Origin of the sequence: Streptosporangium sp. NBC_01755 (assembly GCF_035917995.1) — a bacterium.
Lineage (GTDB): Bacteria > Actinomycetota > Actinomycetes > Streptosporangiales > Streptosporangiaceae > Streptosporangium.
In genome coordinates, this window is sequence record NZ_CP109131.1 from 1,701,911 (window position 1) to 1,717,855 (window position 15,945).

The window sequence follows — 15,945 nt, forward strand, 5'->3', positions numbered from 1 at the left end:
CGGCACGTGTCCGGCGGCGTGGTTGGAACCAGTAAACCGGTCCACCTCCGTGTCTGTCAACTCACTCGGAGTAGCAGGCGTATCCGTCACGCTCCTTCCCAACGGCGCTCGGGGTGAGCCGAGTGCCACGCTCAGCTCATCCCGGGCCCCCTCGCCTTGCCCCCTGTCAGAACAGGTCCTCCTGGTCGGTGTTCGCCTTGGCCTTGGGCTTGCCCCGGGTGTTCTTCTTGGCCCCCTTGTCGTGCAGGCCCTGGGCGACCTCTTCGGCATAGCGGGCATGGTTGAGCTCCAGCAGCCGGTCTACCAACTCCCGCTGCACGCCGGGGCCGACCGTGTAGCGGGTCTCCCGGGCTACGGGGTGGTGACCGTGGTCAAGCTTGTCAATCAGGTCGTCCCAGCCATAGGCGCGGCAGACCGCCTCGTCGATAGCCCGGTGGATACGGCGAAGCTCGACGATGTCCTCGTCCTCGCACTTGGGGTCGTTAACCAGGTTGTAGGTGGCGGTGAGACCGGCTTGGCGGGCAAGCATGAGGCGGCGGCGGAAAGTGTCGAGCCGGTTGCCGAGATCACGCATCTCCTGGGTGAGTTCGGGGAGGGGCAGCGTCTCGAACACGTCTGATGGCGTGTAGCGCAGGTCCGCCTTCATTGACGACGCGCGTGCACGCGCCCACCAGTAGTGCGGCGCGCTCGACAGCAGCCCCAGCATCGCCATGTCATCTGTCGCGAAGACGCCAAGCATGTGCGAGAACACCTGCCCAGTCGGCACCATCACCGGCATCACGACCTTGCTCACGAGTGTGATCACAATGATCTGTTTCAGCCCAGCAATAGCTTTTAGCATCCCAGGACGCTTTTCGGCATAGTGCCACCAGTAATCACGGTAAACTTTACGGTTATTAGTTTCCCGTTGCGGCTTCACTAATCGAATCACTTGATCATACGGCCCCACATAGGTCCTAGCAATATCTTCTGGCCAGTCATGGAAGTTAATAACCCAACGACTCCCAGAAAAATCTGGACGGGAATTTAGATCTTGCCCATTAACGTAGGGGAACAGAACTTCGGCATTCTGTGAATCATCCTTAATCATAGCCATAGCAACATTGGATTCGACCGTGAACCCAATGGCATCCAGCTTTGATCCAGTAAACGAAATCCCTTGACTCCCAAAAAGTCGATAGGGGTTCCCGGTTAAACGAGATACCGGATCAAGAGACGGGGTGATTCCTGCGACAGGCACGTCATCGGCAATCCGCTTGACATCTTCACCGAGCGCCATGCGGCTGATCCAGACTGCACAATACTCCAGTACCGCACTCTTCGACGGCCACGGACGACTCTTTACAGATTTGCGAATCACGGCCCCATCGGCCACAAGTTGATCGAGTCCGACCTCACGAGTGTCGCCTTGAGCGAGGGTATTAGTAGCAATTAAGCCAGCTTGACCACCCTTATCAAGAACTGCATGAGAACGTAAAGTGAAATAGGCTACTAGATCCGCATTTCCGCGCTTACTATAACCGATCGATTCAACCAAGTACTCGCGATACAGCAACCCAAACGCACCGGTAATTTTAGAACCTCCAAGGAACGGCGGGTTACCGATGACGGCGTCGAACCCTGCTCCTTCGAAGACCTCAGGAAACACCAATGGCCAATGGATAGGCTGCCGGTCAAAGTTTCCTTCCAATTGATCGGTAGCGAGCCACTCCTTGCGTAGCTCCCGAGCCTCTAGCTCCCCTCTACCCTCAAATACGTCATTTGCCACCTTCGCCGCGTGCTCCGAACCAACCTTGAGAGCCCGGTCCCCCTTGCCTGCATATGCCAGCGCTGCCCCCACTGTCAGGTCAGCAAAAAGCCGCAACTGCGCCGAGGCAATACCTATCTCTTCGAGCCGTGCCCGCTTCCTGGCCAAACCTGCCAGTGGGTCCTCTCCCAACTCGATATCCGCGATTCCCCGACGCCTATCGGCCAGTTCGGCGACCTTGGAGCGAACCCCTGCCGTCCAGTCGAACAGGTCCTCATGGACCTTCCGACCCTTCGCCGGGTCCATGTGCATGACCTCAAGCTGCTCAAGAGACGTGATCCCCAGCAGCGAGTCCCCCGCCACCAACCGGTCGTCCACGAAAGTGAACGGCCGAGCCGGGTCCATCGAGACCAGCCATAGCGACAGCTTGGCCATCTCCACGGCCATCGGGTTGATGTCCGCGCCGTACAGGCAGTGCTCGATGATCTGCCGTCGGGCCTCGATGACCAGCGGGTCGGCCTCGGCGTCGACGGTGCGTACCCGGTCGTCCTCGCGGCCGTCCAGGTAGGCGACCGCGCGCTCGTCGCCCTCGCGGGACCAGGCTTCGACCAGGGCCTCGCCCAGGTAGCGGGCCGCGGCGACCAGGAAGGCGGCCGAGCCCATCGCGATGTCGGCGACCTTGAGCTTCAGGATCTCCTTGGCCGTCTTCGGCTTCCACTGCGACCGGTCGGCGGTCTGCAGCGGGCCGACCGTGTAGATCAGCGGCTCCAGGGCCCCCTCGACGACCTCCTCGGCGAGCTTCCTCGGCGTGTAGTGGGTGCCGGTGTTCTTCCGCAGCGCCGACTCGGTGACGTACAGCGTGCCGGGCAGGATGACCAGCGGCAGGCCGCGCAGGTCGTCGCGGATGATCCCGGCGAACGGCAGCAGCCGCCGGGCCAGCTCGGCTTCCCCTCCGGTGGCCGCGAGCAGTTTCCGGGTCGCCTCCAGCTCACCGGCCGCGTCCAAGGGGGTCAGTTTTCGGGCGACGGCGCCTGCCGTACCGAGCCCGGTGTCCCGGTACAGCTCGGCGAGTTTGGCGGCGAAGCCGTCGCCCGTCGTACCGCCGAATCCCGCGGCGAGGCTCTCCAGGTCGGTCAGCTCGACCTCGGCCTCCTTACCGGCCTTGCCGATCAGGCCGACGACGGTGTCCGCCGCGCGGAAGCCCTCGAAGGAGAGCAGGCCCTCGTAGACGTAGCCGATCTGCTCGACGTCCAGGGAGCGGAAGCTGAGCTTGCGGCGCTCGCGGTTCTTCCCGGTGCCGACCTCGACGTACTGCACCGCCTTGAGCATGTGCAGGACGGTCCGGTCGTCGATGTTCAGCGGCATCCAGGAGAAGGTGTCCGGGTCGAAGAGCGAGCCGTCGTGCGGGTGCATGCTGAGCCGGGGGTGGTCGACGCCCCGGTAGACGGCCTTGAAGACGGCGAGCAGCCGGTGCCAGGCGGCGTTGCCGTTCTCCAGCTCGGTCTCGGAGCCGTCGATGGCGAGCTGCTCCAGCTCGGCGCAGAGCCGGCCCGCGGAGTAGGCGGTGGCGTAGACCTCGTTGTCGGCGGGGAGCAGGCCGCGCTCCTCGGCGAAGAGCAGGAAGACGATCCGCATCATCACGGTCACCGAGCCCCGGTAGACCTCGTGCGCCTTGATGTCGTCGCGTACCCCGGCCCGGCCGATCGCGGTGACGAGCAGCTCGACGGCCTGGCGGACCTGGACGCCGAGGGCCTCGGTGATCTCCTCCTGGTTGTCCAGGCTGGCGGCCAGCAGCGCGGGCAGCCGCTCCGCCTGGGGTACGGAGAAGAAGCGGTCGAGTTTGAGCAGCGAGACGAACGCGCGGAGGACGTCGCGCTCGGCGGCCTCCGGCCAGGGGATCGCGTCGAAGACCGCGGTGGTGGTGACGCCGCCCTTCGGCGCCCAGACCAGGGTCCACCAGCGGCCGTCGGTGACCAGGCCGAGTTCGACGCCGTGGTGGCGGCAGAGCTGGGCCATCCGGTCGACGGGGGTGGCGGCCCAGGTGGAGGTACGCATCCGGGCCATCGGGTGATCGTTGCTGATCATGCCGAGCAGCCGTACGTCCCCTGCCGCGATCGGGCGCGGCGTACCGCCGATCGCATCCGAGTCCGGTGCGGTGCCGATCGCACCCGGGTCCGGTGCGGTGCCGATCGCACCCGGGTCCGGTGCGGGACCGGCCCCGGCGCCCGAGCCCGGCACGGTCAGGGCGAAGTGCGGGGTGAGGGAGGTGTCGTGCTCGGGGACCTGGATGGTCAGCTCGTCGATGCCGCCGATCCGTACCGCGTCGTCCCAGCCGAGCAGCTCGCGCAGCACGTGGCCGATCCAGGCCCGGCGGACGGCGGCGGTCTGGTCCCTACGGTCGCGGCCGGCCAGCCAGGTGGCGTGCGCGAGGCGGAGCCGGTCGACCTCCGTCCTGTTCAGCGAGTCGAGCTCCGGCCAGGCCGACCTGAGCACCGGCACGCTGAGGAACGGGCCGGAGACCTCGACGAGACTCAGCCACTCCTGGTGCCGGCGTACCGCGTCCCGCTCCCTGCCGAACGTCCTGCCCCGGCTCATCGGGTGGCCTCCCGCTTCGGCACGACGAAGACCACGGCCACCGGGAACCGGTGCGACTGCGGGTCGCGGTAGCGGGCCGCGATGGTGGCGAGCTCGCGGTCGCGCTCCTCGGCAAGGCGGGACAAGCGGTCCTCCCAGGATCTGCGGTCTCTTCGGTACTGGTCGAGCTCTTCCTTGTTCCGGCTCGCCTCGATCCGGCTGAACAGGGCGTCCTCATCGGTGTTCTCGGCGAGCTTGGCGCGGAGCGTGCTCTCGAACCGGGCCAGGTTGGCGGTCAGCCGGGCCTGCTCGGCCTCCATCCGCTGGGCGAGCTTGCGCTCCAGTTGGTCGCGTTTCTGGTCCTTGCCGTTGACCCGCCAGTCGATCGACTGCAGAACGGCCTCGCCGACCTTCGGCCAGAGCGCGGCCAGGCGGTGCCGTACCGGGGCGGAGGCGGGGGTGCCGCCGGCGAGCGCCCGGCCCAGCAGGGTGCCGAGCGCGGTCACGCTGTCCAGCCGCCGGAACCGGCCGCTCTCCGGGATCCAGCCTCCGGCGTGCAGCACCTCCTCGTGCAGCCGGATACCGTCGCCGCCGACCAGGACGAACCGGAAGAACGCGCCGACCAGTGTGGTCTCCAGCGCGGGGTCGTCGCTGACCATCGCGGTCACCCGGTGCAGGTCGATCTCGGGGTTGGAGACGGCGGCGCGGAGCAGCCGGGTGGACATGGCGACGAGCGGGTGGTTCAGGTGGGCGAGGACCACGTCGTCGCGTACCCGGCCCTGCGGGTCGAGGGTGGCCCGCTCGTCGAAGGTGACCGGGCGCTGCCTGGGCACCTCGTCCTTCCTGCGGAGTTTCTCGGCGAGTCCGGCGGTGGCGCGCTCCCAGGAGCCGGTGAGCGGCGGCACGTCGTACAGGCCCTCGGCGAGGTGCTTGTCGTCGGTGTGCCTGCGGAGCGGCTGCTGGCGGGCCAGGCCGAGCGCGGTGTCGACCACCCGTTTCACCTTGACCGGGTTGAGGTCCAGCTCGCGTTTCGTGTCGTCGAGGTTGGCGCGGAGCCTGCGCACCTGCTCGCCTACGTCGGTCTCGGCCTGCACGGTCTGCTTCTGCGGTGCGCGCTCCACGTCGTAGTCGGGGATGCCGCCCAGCATCCGCTTCTGTACGGCGTCGGCCAGCACCGCGTTGACCGAGCCGAGGTCGTCCTCCATCCGGGCGACCTTCTTCGCGATCCGGGAGAGGAACTCCAGGTCGGCCTCGAAGGAGTCGACCGCACTGTCCCAGCCGGTGCCGACGAAGTGGCGGATGTCGGGGTTGTGCTTCTGGCCCCACCGGTCGACCCGGCCGATCCGCTGTTCCAGCTTGTTGGGGTTGAACGGGATGTCGTAGTTGATCAGCCGGTGGCAGTGGTTCTGCAGGTCGATGCCCTCGCTGGCGGCGTCGGTGGCCAGCAGGATCCGTACCGGGTGCTCGGCCGGGTCGGTCTGGAAGGCGACCCGGAGCTGCTCGCGGTCGTCGGCGGCGATCCCGCCGTGCAGGATGGCGAGCCGGTCCCCGGCCAGGTCCTCCTGGCGGAGCAGTTCGGTGAGCCAGCGCTGGGTGTCGCGGTACTCGGTGAAGACGACGACCCGCTCGTTGGTCCAGTGCCGGTCCGGGCGGCAGACCGCCTTGAGGTAGGTGATCAGCTCGCGGGCCTTGGCGTCGGGGGCGCCCGCGTAGTCGAGCGCCCAAGCGCGCATCCGGTTGAGCAGCTCGACCTCGGCCTCGGTGGCGGCGCCCTGGAGCGGCGCGGCCATGCCGATCGCGTCGTCCTCGGCCTCGGCCAGCGGCTCGTCGTCGAGGGTGGCGGTGTTCTCCCAGAACTCCTCCGCCCACTCGGGGATCTCGTCATCGTCGTCGTCCGTCTCGACCGCCCGATCAGTGACGTTGCTCAGGTAGACGCCGACGGTGTGCGCGAACGCGGCCGGGCTGGAGAAGAGCCGCTTCTTCAGCAGCAGCGTCACCAGGTCGGCGGCCTTGCGGCCCTTCCGGCTCCGGTTGAGCCGGTTCCGGCGGAGTTCCGCGAACTCCTTGAGCAGCCCGTGGGCCTCGCGCTCGTCCTCCGGGTAGTGCACCGGGATGGCCTGTGCGGCGCGCTCCAGGAAGCGCTTGCTGCCGTCCTTGTTGACGATGTGCCGCTTGAGCCTGCGTACCATCACCTCGCCGACGGCGGCCTTCGCGGGTTCGACGCCCCTGGCGAAACGCTGGTCGTCGAGGATCTCCAGCAGCGCGGTGAAGCTCGCGTCGTAGCCGTTGTGCGGGGTGGCGGAGAGGAAGAGCCGGTGGGTGAAGTGCGGGGCGAGGTGGCGGATCAGCTTGGTCTGCTGGGAGTCGACCGCGTAGACCTGCTTGGGCGCGGCGGGTGCGACGTGGTGGGCCTCGTCCAGGATGAGCAGGTCGAAGCGGCGCTCCAGCCCGGATGAGTCGAGCACCTCGTTCAGCAGCCGCTGCGCCTTCGGGCCGCGCAGCCAGGGCAGGCTGACGATGGTCAGCGGGTAGACCTTGAACGGGTTGGCGGCGCTGCCGTGGGTGCGGCGGACCACCGCGCAGCGCTCGGTGTCGACGATGGTGAAGTCCAGGCCGAACTTCTCCGCCATCTCGTCGCGCCACTTGAGGGTCAGCCCCGCCGGGCAGACGATCATGATGCTGCGGGCGCGGTTGCGGAGCAGCAGTTCCTGGGCGACGAGCCCGGCCTCGATGGTCTTGCCGAGGCCGACGTCGTCGGCGAGCAGCAGGTTCACCCGGGGCGCGTCCAGGGCGCGGGCCACCGGCTCCAGCTGGTAGTCCTCGATGGCGACGCCGGAGCGGAACGGCGCCTGGAGCGTCTTGACGTCGGCGCTGGCCACCGCGGACCAGCGGATCGCGTCCAGAAAGGCGGCCAGCCGCTCGGGCGGGTCGAACCCGTCGGGGGTCACCTCGGGCAGCGAGCCGCTGGGCAGCACCCGGCGGCCGGGCTCGATCTCCCAGACGACGTCGAGCCGGTCGCCGTACCGGCCGTCCTCGACGCTCTGCAGGCCGACCAGGGTGCTGGGCTCGCCGGCGTCGACCTCGCTGACCACCCAGCGCTGCCCTCGGATCTCCACCAGGGCTCCGATGCCCGGTCGTTGCTGGGTCGCGCTCAGGGGGGTCGCGCTGGTCACCATTCACTCCTCGCCGACGGCTCCCCGCCGCTCCCGCGCTCGGGCCGTCGTTCCGTGATCGAGGGGATGTGATCATCGGGGGGAAGGTTTACCGGGCGGGGGCCAATGGGGGTAAAGGACCTGCAAAGTCGATCGCCCAGGAGCCGTTCCGTCAAGGGCGCGAACTGGACTGTATGCCACACATGTGTCCCATGTCCACAGAAAAAATATTCGTGCGCTTAGTTCACATATAATCAGGAACGATCTAGTATCTCTCAGTGTGACGCGGCACACCCCCGATCGGGTTACCAACCGGGTGCCGCTTCCCACCCCCCAACTCCGGCCGTACGAGCACAGGCGTGTGGCCGTCCCCGGAGAGTTCGATGACGCCACATCTACGGCGACCGCCGGACGACAGGGGAAGCGACAGGAAGCAGAGTTCGCCGCTCATCCACGTTCTCAGCCTGCCCTCCTCCCTGGATTCGGAAATCACGACGAGCTCACCACGGACACCTGCGCGAGGTTGCTACGGCCGGGTTCCGCCGCCGAGGCGATAGCCGAGGATTCGGATCCCGACGCGATCGAAGCGCCCGACCACTACGAGCCCGAAGAGTTCGAGTTGACGACAGAGCCAGAAGAATCCGCGACGAGTACACCCCCCTGCCGCCGAGGACTCCGTCGAGGCGTTACAGGAGGAGGTGAGCCGTCTGCGCCAGACGCCGCTGAGGGCCGCCGAGGCCACCGGAAACGTGCAACGAGCATGCGCGGACGCACGCCGGCCCCTTGACCGCGACCTCGAAATGATCGCGCGGAGCGTCACCGGCTTCGACGGACTGCGGGACCGGCTCGCATCGGCGGCCAACTCCACGATCACCGATGGCACGATGGCCGCCCTTCAGCAGACTCTCGACCATGTCGTGGCGGCGAGTTCCCAACGTCGCCAGATACTCGCGCCGGCTCACCTTGAGGGCCGACCTGTCCCTGAAAGAGGTCGCCGACTCCCCTGGCATCGACATCAAAGAACCATCACCTTCAACACCAAACGGGTCTCAAAAACAAACTTCAACCGAATCCATCAGCCAACCACAGAAAGATCACAACTAACCCGAAATGGCATTGTCGCCATTTGCCATACAGAAGTCAATGACCTGCAGTACACATAGGAGGCCATAGGTATCATTTGACTTATACTGGCTCGCGGTCGCCAATTTAGCATATTCCAGGCTTGGCGACAGCCCGAAACGGCCTTCCGGCTCCAGGACCACCAAAAGTGACTTTACCGCGTAATATTTTATGTACAGCCGCCCCCAGCCAGCGTCAGTGGGCGGCATGAGAACGTCGACGCCATCTTCCAGAACGGCAGTGGCCGCTGCCAGAAAAAACGTCCCCGGCTCGCAGTTACTCAGGAGTCGAGGTAGGTGACAACCCTTCCGAGCGCGTAGTGGCGGTCGATGTCCCTGTTCTCCTCGCTGAGGTAGGTGCCGCCGGACTGGTTGACGACCTGCTGGGCCCGCCAGAACAGATCCATGTCCGGGTTCACCGCCGTCATCAACGCCTCGGCGGCGGCCCCCTTCACCATCCATCGGCCATAGTCGGTGTCATGGCCCGGCGAGGGGTACCGCTCCCGGGCGCTGTCGGGCGAGGCCTGAAACGCCCCCGACGCCCGTCGCGCGAACTCCGCTCGGAAGACGCCCAGCCGCCCGGCCAGCTCGGCGGAGCACGCGCCGGCCGCGATCAGGCCCAGCGCCTCCTCGACCAGAGGGCCGTCGATGCCCGCCGTGGCCACGGCCAGACCGGCCGCGATGCCGACGATCTCCGGCAGCCGGTCGGGCGTGGGTTCGGCGATGATGCGGGCGATGCGGGGGTCGATGGCCGCGATGGCCCGCATGCGCCCGTCGACTCGGAGGGCCGGGCGCGCGCCGACGGTCACCGGGCGTAACCAGTGGAGGGCGTGGGGCCGGGCCGTCCAGTCGTCGTCGATGACGACTCCGGACAGGTGCTCCGCCACGGCGAACGCGGTGGCCTTCCAGTCGGCGCGCCAGTCGGCCTCACTCACCGGCAGGCCGTCGAGCCACTCCCGGCCACGAGCGCCGTCGAGATCCAGGGCGTCAAACGACGCGACGACCTCGCCGTCACGGACGTAGCTGACGAAGGTGGCCATGTTGATGGTCCACGCCACCCGGAACGCCTCGCCCTTGGCCGCGACCTGGCCCAGCAACGTCTCGCTCAGCCCGCGGAACGCGAACGGCTCGACGATCACGGCCCACTCCCCGTGGCGAGCCACCAGGGCCACGCCGGTGGCGTCGTCGGGCAGGTCCTCTGCGGCGATGCCGAACAGGCCGTCGAAGGTCTCCGGTTCGGCCACGAGGGGGTGTCCGCCGAACGCCCGGACCGCCTGGTCGAGATCGCCGGTCCTGATCCAGGTGAGGCAGGCGGTCTCGATCTCGATCATGTGAACGCTCCAGAAAATAGCAGGGTGAGGGCGGTGAACAATCCGCCCTCACCCTGGTCATCTATCAGGCGGGGGGAATGGGGCCGATGATGTTGGCTCCTATTCCGTCGACCGTACAGGTGCCGTGATCGAGTTCCGGAAGTTCCTCCGGAAGCGGATCGGTGACGACGACGCCGGGCGCGCCACCCGTCGGCGCCGTTTTACCCTTCTCGATGATATCCATCCAGAACGAGAAATTGTCACGGATACGGTGACGCTGGTAGAACACGCTCGTCCGCGACCCGGAAGAACAGTTGTCCGAGCCCTTGATGGTGCGCACGGAATAGTCGTAGCTCGTGTTCGCAGCCCCCTCGACCGTTGACGCGAAGGGGAACTCGTCACAGTGGCCGCTGTATCCCGGCCAAGCTCTTCGGCATTCCGGAATCGACACGCCGCGGTTCCTGTTGATGGTGGCCGTGTCCCGGGTGCGATGCAGGCAGACGGGAGCCTGACCCTGCGTGCAGCCGGGGTCCTGCCAGTTGAACCGGCCGGGGATCTTCTTGGCCGTTCCTCTGCCAGGGTCGGTGGCGGCGGGGCGGAAGAGCGCGTCCGCCCAGTGCGCGGCCGACTCCTTCACCTTGGCGTCATTGCCGTTGAGGATGAAGACCGGACGCACGGTGTTGACGATGCAGCCACCGGTGTAGGCCTTGATCCAGTCAGCGCTGTCGCAGATGAAGTTCTGCACCCACGCCTTGCCGTTGAACTGCGGATTGAGCGTCTTGTAGCTGTCCATCAACTCGGGGTTATGGGTGTACTTGATAGACGGCTTGATGCTGCACGTATTCCCCTTGTCCGGGCTTGTCGACCGCACGTTCTCCGGCACGCTCAGCTTGATCTCGATCGGCCCGCGGTTGCGCCACTGTGCGACCGTGAGCTCCTTGCCGTATCCCCACGGCTTGGTCTGGCCGTCGGTGTCGACGAAGGTGGCGGCGCAGTCCGCCGACTCGCCCAGGCTGACCCGGAACGCGCGGTCGTCCCAGTCGGCGTTGACGAGGTTGATGTCGGTGACGGCGAGTTTGACCTTGATGTCCCGGCTGTTGTAGCCCGCAGGGCCGTTTCTGGCGATCCTGGGGGTGGCGGCATTGTGGCCCTTGCCGACATAACTGTTCAACAGGATCGTCAGCCGCCCGTACCAGTTGGTGTCGCTGAACAGCGGGTCGTCGCGGTTGACGCTGGAGTCTTCGTCGCGTTCACCGATCCACATCGCGTAACACATGCTGTAGGAGTTCTTGGAGTACCAGCCCCGTCGGTGCATGGAACTGACCAGGTCCGGTCGGTTGATCGCGGCGATCGCGTCCTGGCACTCCGACTCGGTCATGTGGTTGTAGGGGAACGTCCTGGCTGCGGCGACGTTACGGACCTCCTGCTTATCCACGGAGGGTCGGACGAGCGGAGCCGCCAGGAGGGCGGCGGATAACGGCTGCCAGGCCGACCACTTACCGGTCGTGGTCCGGGCCCGCCAGCGCACCTCCTGCCGGTTGGCGAGCAGACCGGACGGGATGCTGACCGTGGCGGTGGCGCTCCCGGCGGAATCGGTCGTGCCGGACCAAATCGGCTTCTTACGCTTGGCTGGCTGGGCCGACTTGGCCGACTTGGGGGCGACCTCGAACTCCACCTTCGCCCGGTGGTCCTGCGGGCCGGTCAGCCAGGCCTTGAGCCGGGGCGCGCCAACGGAGCCGGACACCGACAGTTTCGCGATTTCCGGTGCGGAGTCGGCCGCCTTCGCCGTGCTGAGTGCCGACGCCGCGAGGGCCCCGGCCGGAGCCGCGCCGACCTGGGTGGTCATGTCCGCCTGGATCTGCGCCTGGGTCTGGGCCATGTTGTAGATCCGGACCTCGTCGATGAGGCCGCTGAAGTGCTCGCCCCAAATGGCATTGCCGCCGATGTGCAGGTCGCCGTCGACGTCCAGCAGGCCGCCGGTAGCGGGGGTCTGGCTGATCTGGGCGCCGTCGATGTACAGGTGGGCGGTGGTGCCGTTGTAGGTGACGGCCACATGCCGCCAGGCGTTGGTGGGCAACGCCGTGCCGCCGTTGACCGTCACCATCTCCTCAAGGCCGGTGGCCAGCCATCCGGAGGGGACGACGGTGTTGGACGCGTACAGGCCGTAGGACAACATCTCGGCCTGATTGTCGTCCTTCATCAGGATGGTGCGCCAGCTGGTGAGGTTCGTCGGCCTGACCCAGGCCGACAGCGTCACCCCGGTCGTCAGTCGCAGCGACGGAGAATCGGCGACCGTGACCAGGCTGGTGGTGCCGTTGAACGACAGCGCCTTGCCGTGCCGGCCGTCATTGGACCAGCCGGTGTCCAGGGCCAGGCCGGTGTTGCCCTTGCCGGAGGAGTCGCCGACCACGGTGCCGTTGCCCTCCTCCATGCCGTAGGCCGCGACCAGTCCCGGGACTGGGGACGGCGTGAGGGTCGGAGACGGGCTCGGCGAGGGCGAAGGGCTGGGGGACGGGTTGGGGGACGAGCCGCCGATCTGGGTGGTCATGTCGGCCTGGATCTGAGCGGCAGTCTGGGCGACGTTGTAGATCCGGACCTCATCGATGAGGCCGCTGAAGTATTCGCCCCAGATCGTGTTGCCGCCGATGTGCAGGTCGCCGTCGACATCCAGCAGGGGGCCGGTGGTGGTGGTCTGGCCGACCTGGCTGCCGTCGACGTAGAGGCGGGCGGTGGTGCCGTTGTAGGTGACGGCCACGTGCCGCCAGGCGTTGGCGGGCAAGGGCGCCGTGCCGTTGACCGTCACCTCTGCCGTGTTCTCGGTCGAGAACCACGCGGACGGGGTGGTGCCGTTGGAGGCGTACAGGCCGTAGGACAGTTCCTCGTTCTCGCCGTCGTCCTTCATCAGGATGGTGCGCCAGCCGTCGACGGTTGTCGGACTTACCCAGGCCGACAACGTCATGGCCGTCGTCAGGCCCAGCGACGGGGAATCGCCGACGGTCACCAGGCTGGTGGTGCCGTTGAACGACAGCGCCTTGCCGTGCCGGCCGTCATTGGACCAGCTGGTGCCCTGCGCCAGGCCGGTGTTGCCCTCACCGGAGGAGTCGCCGACCGTGGTGCCGGTGCCCTCCTCCATGCCGTAGGCCGCCACCAGGCCGACGCTGTTGGTGGTGAACGACCAGCTGTCGGGCGTCATGGCGTTGCCTGCGGCATCCTTGGCGCCGCTGACCGTTACGGTGTAGCGGGTGCCGCGCGGGAATGCCTGGGTGGGCGTGAAGGTCAGCACCGTGTTCGCAGCGTCCATCGCCGCGCTGCCCGCGACCGCGACGCCCGCGGCGTTCTTCACCGAGACCTGGGCCTCCTGCACGGCCTCACTGAACACGGCCTGCACCGGGGTGGTGGCGGCGACCCCGGTGGCGTCCCTGGCGGGAACGGTCTGCACGATCGTCGGCGCGGTGCTCTCCACGATCGTGGTGAACGACCAGACGTGCGGAGCCGCCATGACGTTGCCCGCGGCGTCCTTTGCGCCGCTCACCTCGGCGGTGTACCGGATGTTGGCCGCCAGCGCCGCGCCGGGCGTGAATATGAGCACCCGGCCTGCGTCGTCCGTGGTCGTCGTGCCGGTGGCCGGGGTGCCGTCGGGGCCCTTCACCACGATCACGCCGTCGGTGACCGGCTCGCTGAACCCGGCGCGCACCGGCTCGCCCACCGGGGTGCCGATCGCGTCGGCCTCCGGGTAGGTGCCGCTCACTGTGGGCGGCGTGGTGTCGGGGCCGGTCGGCGGCTCGGGATCGGGGTCGGTCGGGTGCACCGCCTCGATCGCGTCGAGCCACTCCTCGGCGCTCATATCGTCGGGCACGCCCACGCCGAGCGTGGAGTCCTCCATGACATAGTCCGGCGACTCCTCACGCTGCCGCAACGCCTGCGTCTCGGTGATCTCCGGGGCCGAGGGCCACGTGTCGACGCCGAAACTGTGGTCCAGGTCGTCGCCGACCGTGGGGTTGGCGAAGTAGGGCAGGAACATGCCCTTGGTCTCCGGCTCTGGCGCGGGTTCTTCGTACTTGACGAAGAGGTGTGGGGGGTGGCCGTCGAAGTCGGTGTAGTTGGCCGAGCGGAACTCGCGCCAGTTGATGACGCCGCCCTCCTGCAGGGCGCTGATCCGCAGACCGTGGTTGGGCTGGCCGGCGGCCCAGTCCCGGACGATGCCCTCGATGGTGTAGTACACATCCCGAGAAGTCAGGTCGCCGGAGCAGTGGTCTCCTACCGCGCTGCCCTTGATGCCCTGCCCGCTGGTGGTCACCGACGGCTGACTGCTCCAGCTCAGCGAGTTGACACTCCAGCTGCTGGTGATGCGGCGGACGACGATGTCGCCCTTGGCGTCGCCACAGGCGTGGGAGCGGTAGTTCCACGGCCGCAGGTCGGCGTTGAGGATCGGCCGGCCCATGAACGGGGCGCCGGTCAGGTCGAAGCGCAGATAGCTGCGCCAGACCGTGCTCGGATCGTTGGTGTCGCCGTTGGAGATGGCATTGCCGCCGTTGCCCACCAGCAGCTTGAACATGCCCTGGTTGGGGCCGCCGGTGCCCCAGGTCTTGTTGTTGATGAACGTGTCGTCGGGATAACCGGCGCCGTACCAGTCCGAGCCGGCCGCGGCCAGCGTCACCGGATAGGTGACCTGCGGATCGGCGAGGAATCCCTCGTCCGGAGACAGCACCACGACCGGCCCGCTCGACTTGTCCTGAACAGTGGTCGTCGCCGCACCCATGCGACCGGACCCGGGAGCTTCGGCCGCCGTGGCGTCCAGCATCCGCACCGAGGCCAGATCAGCCACCGGCCTGTCTCCCGCCAGTACGGCGGCCTTGCCCGCGGAGGTCTTTCCGTACTCCATCCCCGCGGGCAGATCGACGGAGATCGGCAGTTTCAGCTGTTTGGCGGGCCGTTCCCGGATCACGATCTCCTGGTGGAAACCGGTCGGGGTCACGGTGACCACCAAGTCGACGCCGCGACCGTAGGCGGACTCGTACACCGCTCTGTTGCCCGACAACTTCGGCGCGGGCAGTTCGCTCGGCGCGGAGATCTTCACCTCTCCGGCCTTGTCCTTCTCGGCACCCAGCGTCTCGCCCCTGGCGGTCAGCAGAGCGGTGTCACCACCGTCGGACAGGCTGATGTCCAGCTTGGCCACCCGAGGCCTGACGACCCCGTTCTCCGCGACCAGCGTCGTGTCGACCTTCTTCCAGACGCCGTCTCGTTTGACGCGGACGGGCTGGCTGTAGACATAGGTGCCCAGCGTCTTACCGTCGCCTGTGGCGACCGTCGTCGAGTTCTCGGTGTGCAGGGTTTCGATCTCGACCTGCTTGTTCTGCCGTTTCGCCTCCTGCTGGGCCGCCTTCACCGGATCAGGAGTGGCGGCCGGTCGCGACACGGGAACGGCAGAGGTGGGGGCAGGCGTGGGGGTGGGGGCGGCTGCGGCGGGGGTCACGAGGAGCGAGGTGGACACCCCTACCGCGACTATCAGTGAGGCTCGGCGATGGTTACGGAACAGAACGCCAGGTCTTGGTTTCTGCGGTTTCACTCCGACCTTTCCGGTAAACGCTCTTGGGCCGAAGTGATCTTCACATGGAACCGGCAAGAAAGTAAAGACATAATCGCGGACGCCGGACAGCTCTCACAATCATGAGCGTAACGGGAACACCACATTCTGCATCTTCAATGGCGTTCAACGCCCAAAGAAACCCGCCGCCAAAATAAAAGCAAAACCAAGGAAGATCCCCTGTTTTTGCAGCTCAAACGCCTAAGGAAACCAGCAACCTGACGCATCGACCGTGAGGCGAAGAACAACCTCGGCGAGAAGTGTCAGTGGCCCTGTCTATACTCCCCGTCCGCGAATGATTCGGTCGGCAACACTGACATTTTACGGATGGTAAACATACATCCACCACCCGGCGCCCATGCTTTCTTCCGTCACGTCTCCGACGCTTCCAGAAATGTGACGCGGTCTTCACACAGGGTCCACCATCGCCGATCCCCGTCCAGCCTCCCGGCCACGA

At 66.8% G+C, this 15,945-nt stretch carries 5 protein-coding genes; 1 reads left to right on the forward strand and 4 read right to left on the reverse strand.

What is annotated here, in order from left to right; all coding sequences use genetic code 11:
• Nucleotides 1–166 precede the first annotated feature (166 nt).
• Nucleotides 167–4,099, reverse strand: a complete 3,933-nt coding sequence (locus OG884_RS07685) for an Eco57I restriction-modification methylase domain-containing protein (protein WP_326643564.1) — start codon at nt 4,097–4,099, stop codon at nt 167–169.
• A gap of 239 nt (nt 4,100–4,338) precedes the next feature.
• On the reverse strand, nt 4,339–7,497 hold the full coding sequence (gene drmD / locus OG884_RS07690; protein WP_326643566.1) for a DISARM system SNF2-like helicase DrmD: 3,159 nt from the start codon (nt 7,495–7,497) through the stop codon (nt 4,339–4,341).
• Nucleotides 7,498–8,171: 674 nt separating this feature from the next.
• On the opposite strand from drmD, the gene OG884_RS07695 reads away from it, so the two are divergent.
• Nucleotides 8,172–8,636 (forward strand): hypothetical protein, encoded by a 465-nt coding sequence (locus OG884_RS07695; RefSeq protein WP_326643568.1) that lies wholly within the window; start codon nt 8,172–8,174, stop codon nt 8,634–8,636.
• Between the two features lie 239 nt (nt 8,637–8,875).
• Here OG884_RS07695 and OG884_RS07700 read toward each other — a convergent pair whose 3' ends face one another.
• The gene (locus OG884_RS07700) at nt 8,876–9,925 is read right to left on the reverse strand and encodes a DUF6461 domain-containing protein (protein ID WP_326643570.1); all 1,050 of its coding nucleotides are present in this window, start codon (nt 9,923–9,925) and stop codon (nt 8,876–8,878) included.
• A 64-nt stretch (nt 9,926–9,989) separates the two neighbouring features.
• Complete coding sequence (locus OG884_RS07705; protein ID WP_326643572.1) at nt 9,990–15,395, reverse strand: LamG-like jellyroll fold domain-containing protein; 5,406 nt, start codon at nt 15,393–15,395, stop codon at nt 9,990–9,992.
• Nucleotides 15,396–15,945: the final 550 nt, after the last annotated feature.

Bases quoted from the DNA above. Each gene is read 5' to 3' on its own strand.
- OG884_RS07700 (WP_326643570.1), bottom strand. From the start codon at position 9,925: ATGATCGAGATCGAGACCGCCTGCCTCACCTGGATCAGGACCGGCGAT.
- drmD (WP_326643566.1), bottom strand. From the start codon at position 7,497: ATGGTGACCAGCGCGACCCCCCTGAGCGCGACCCAGCAACGACCGGGC.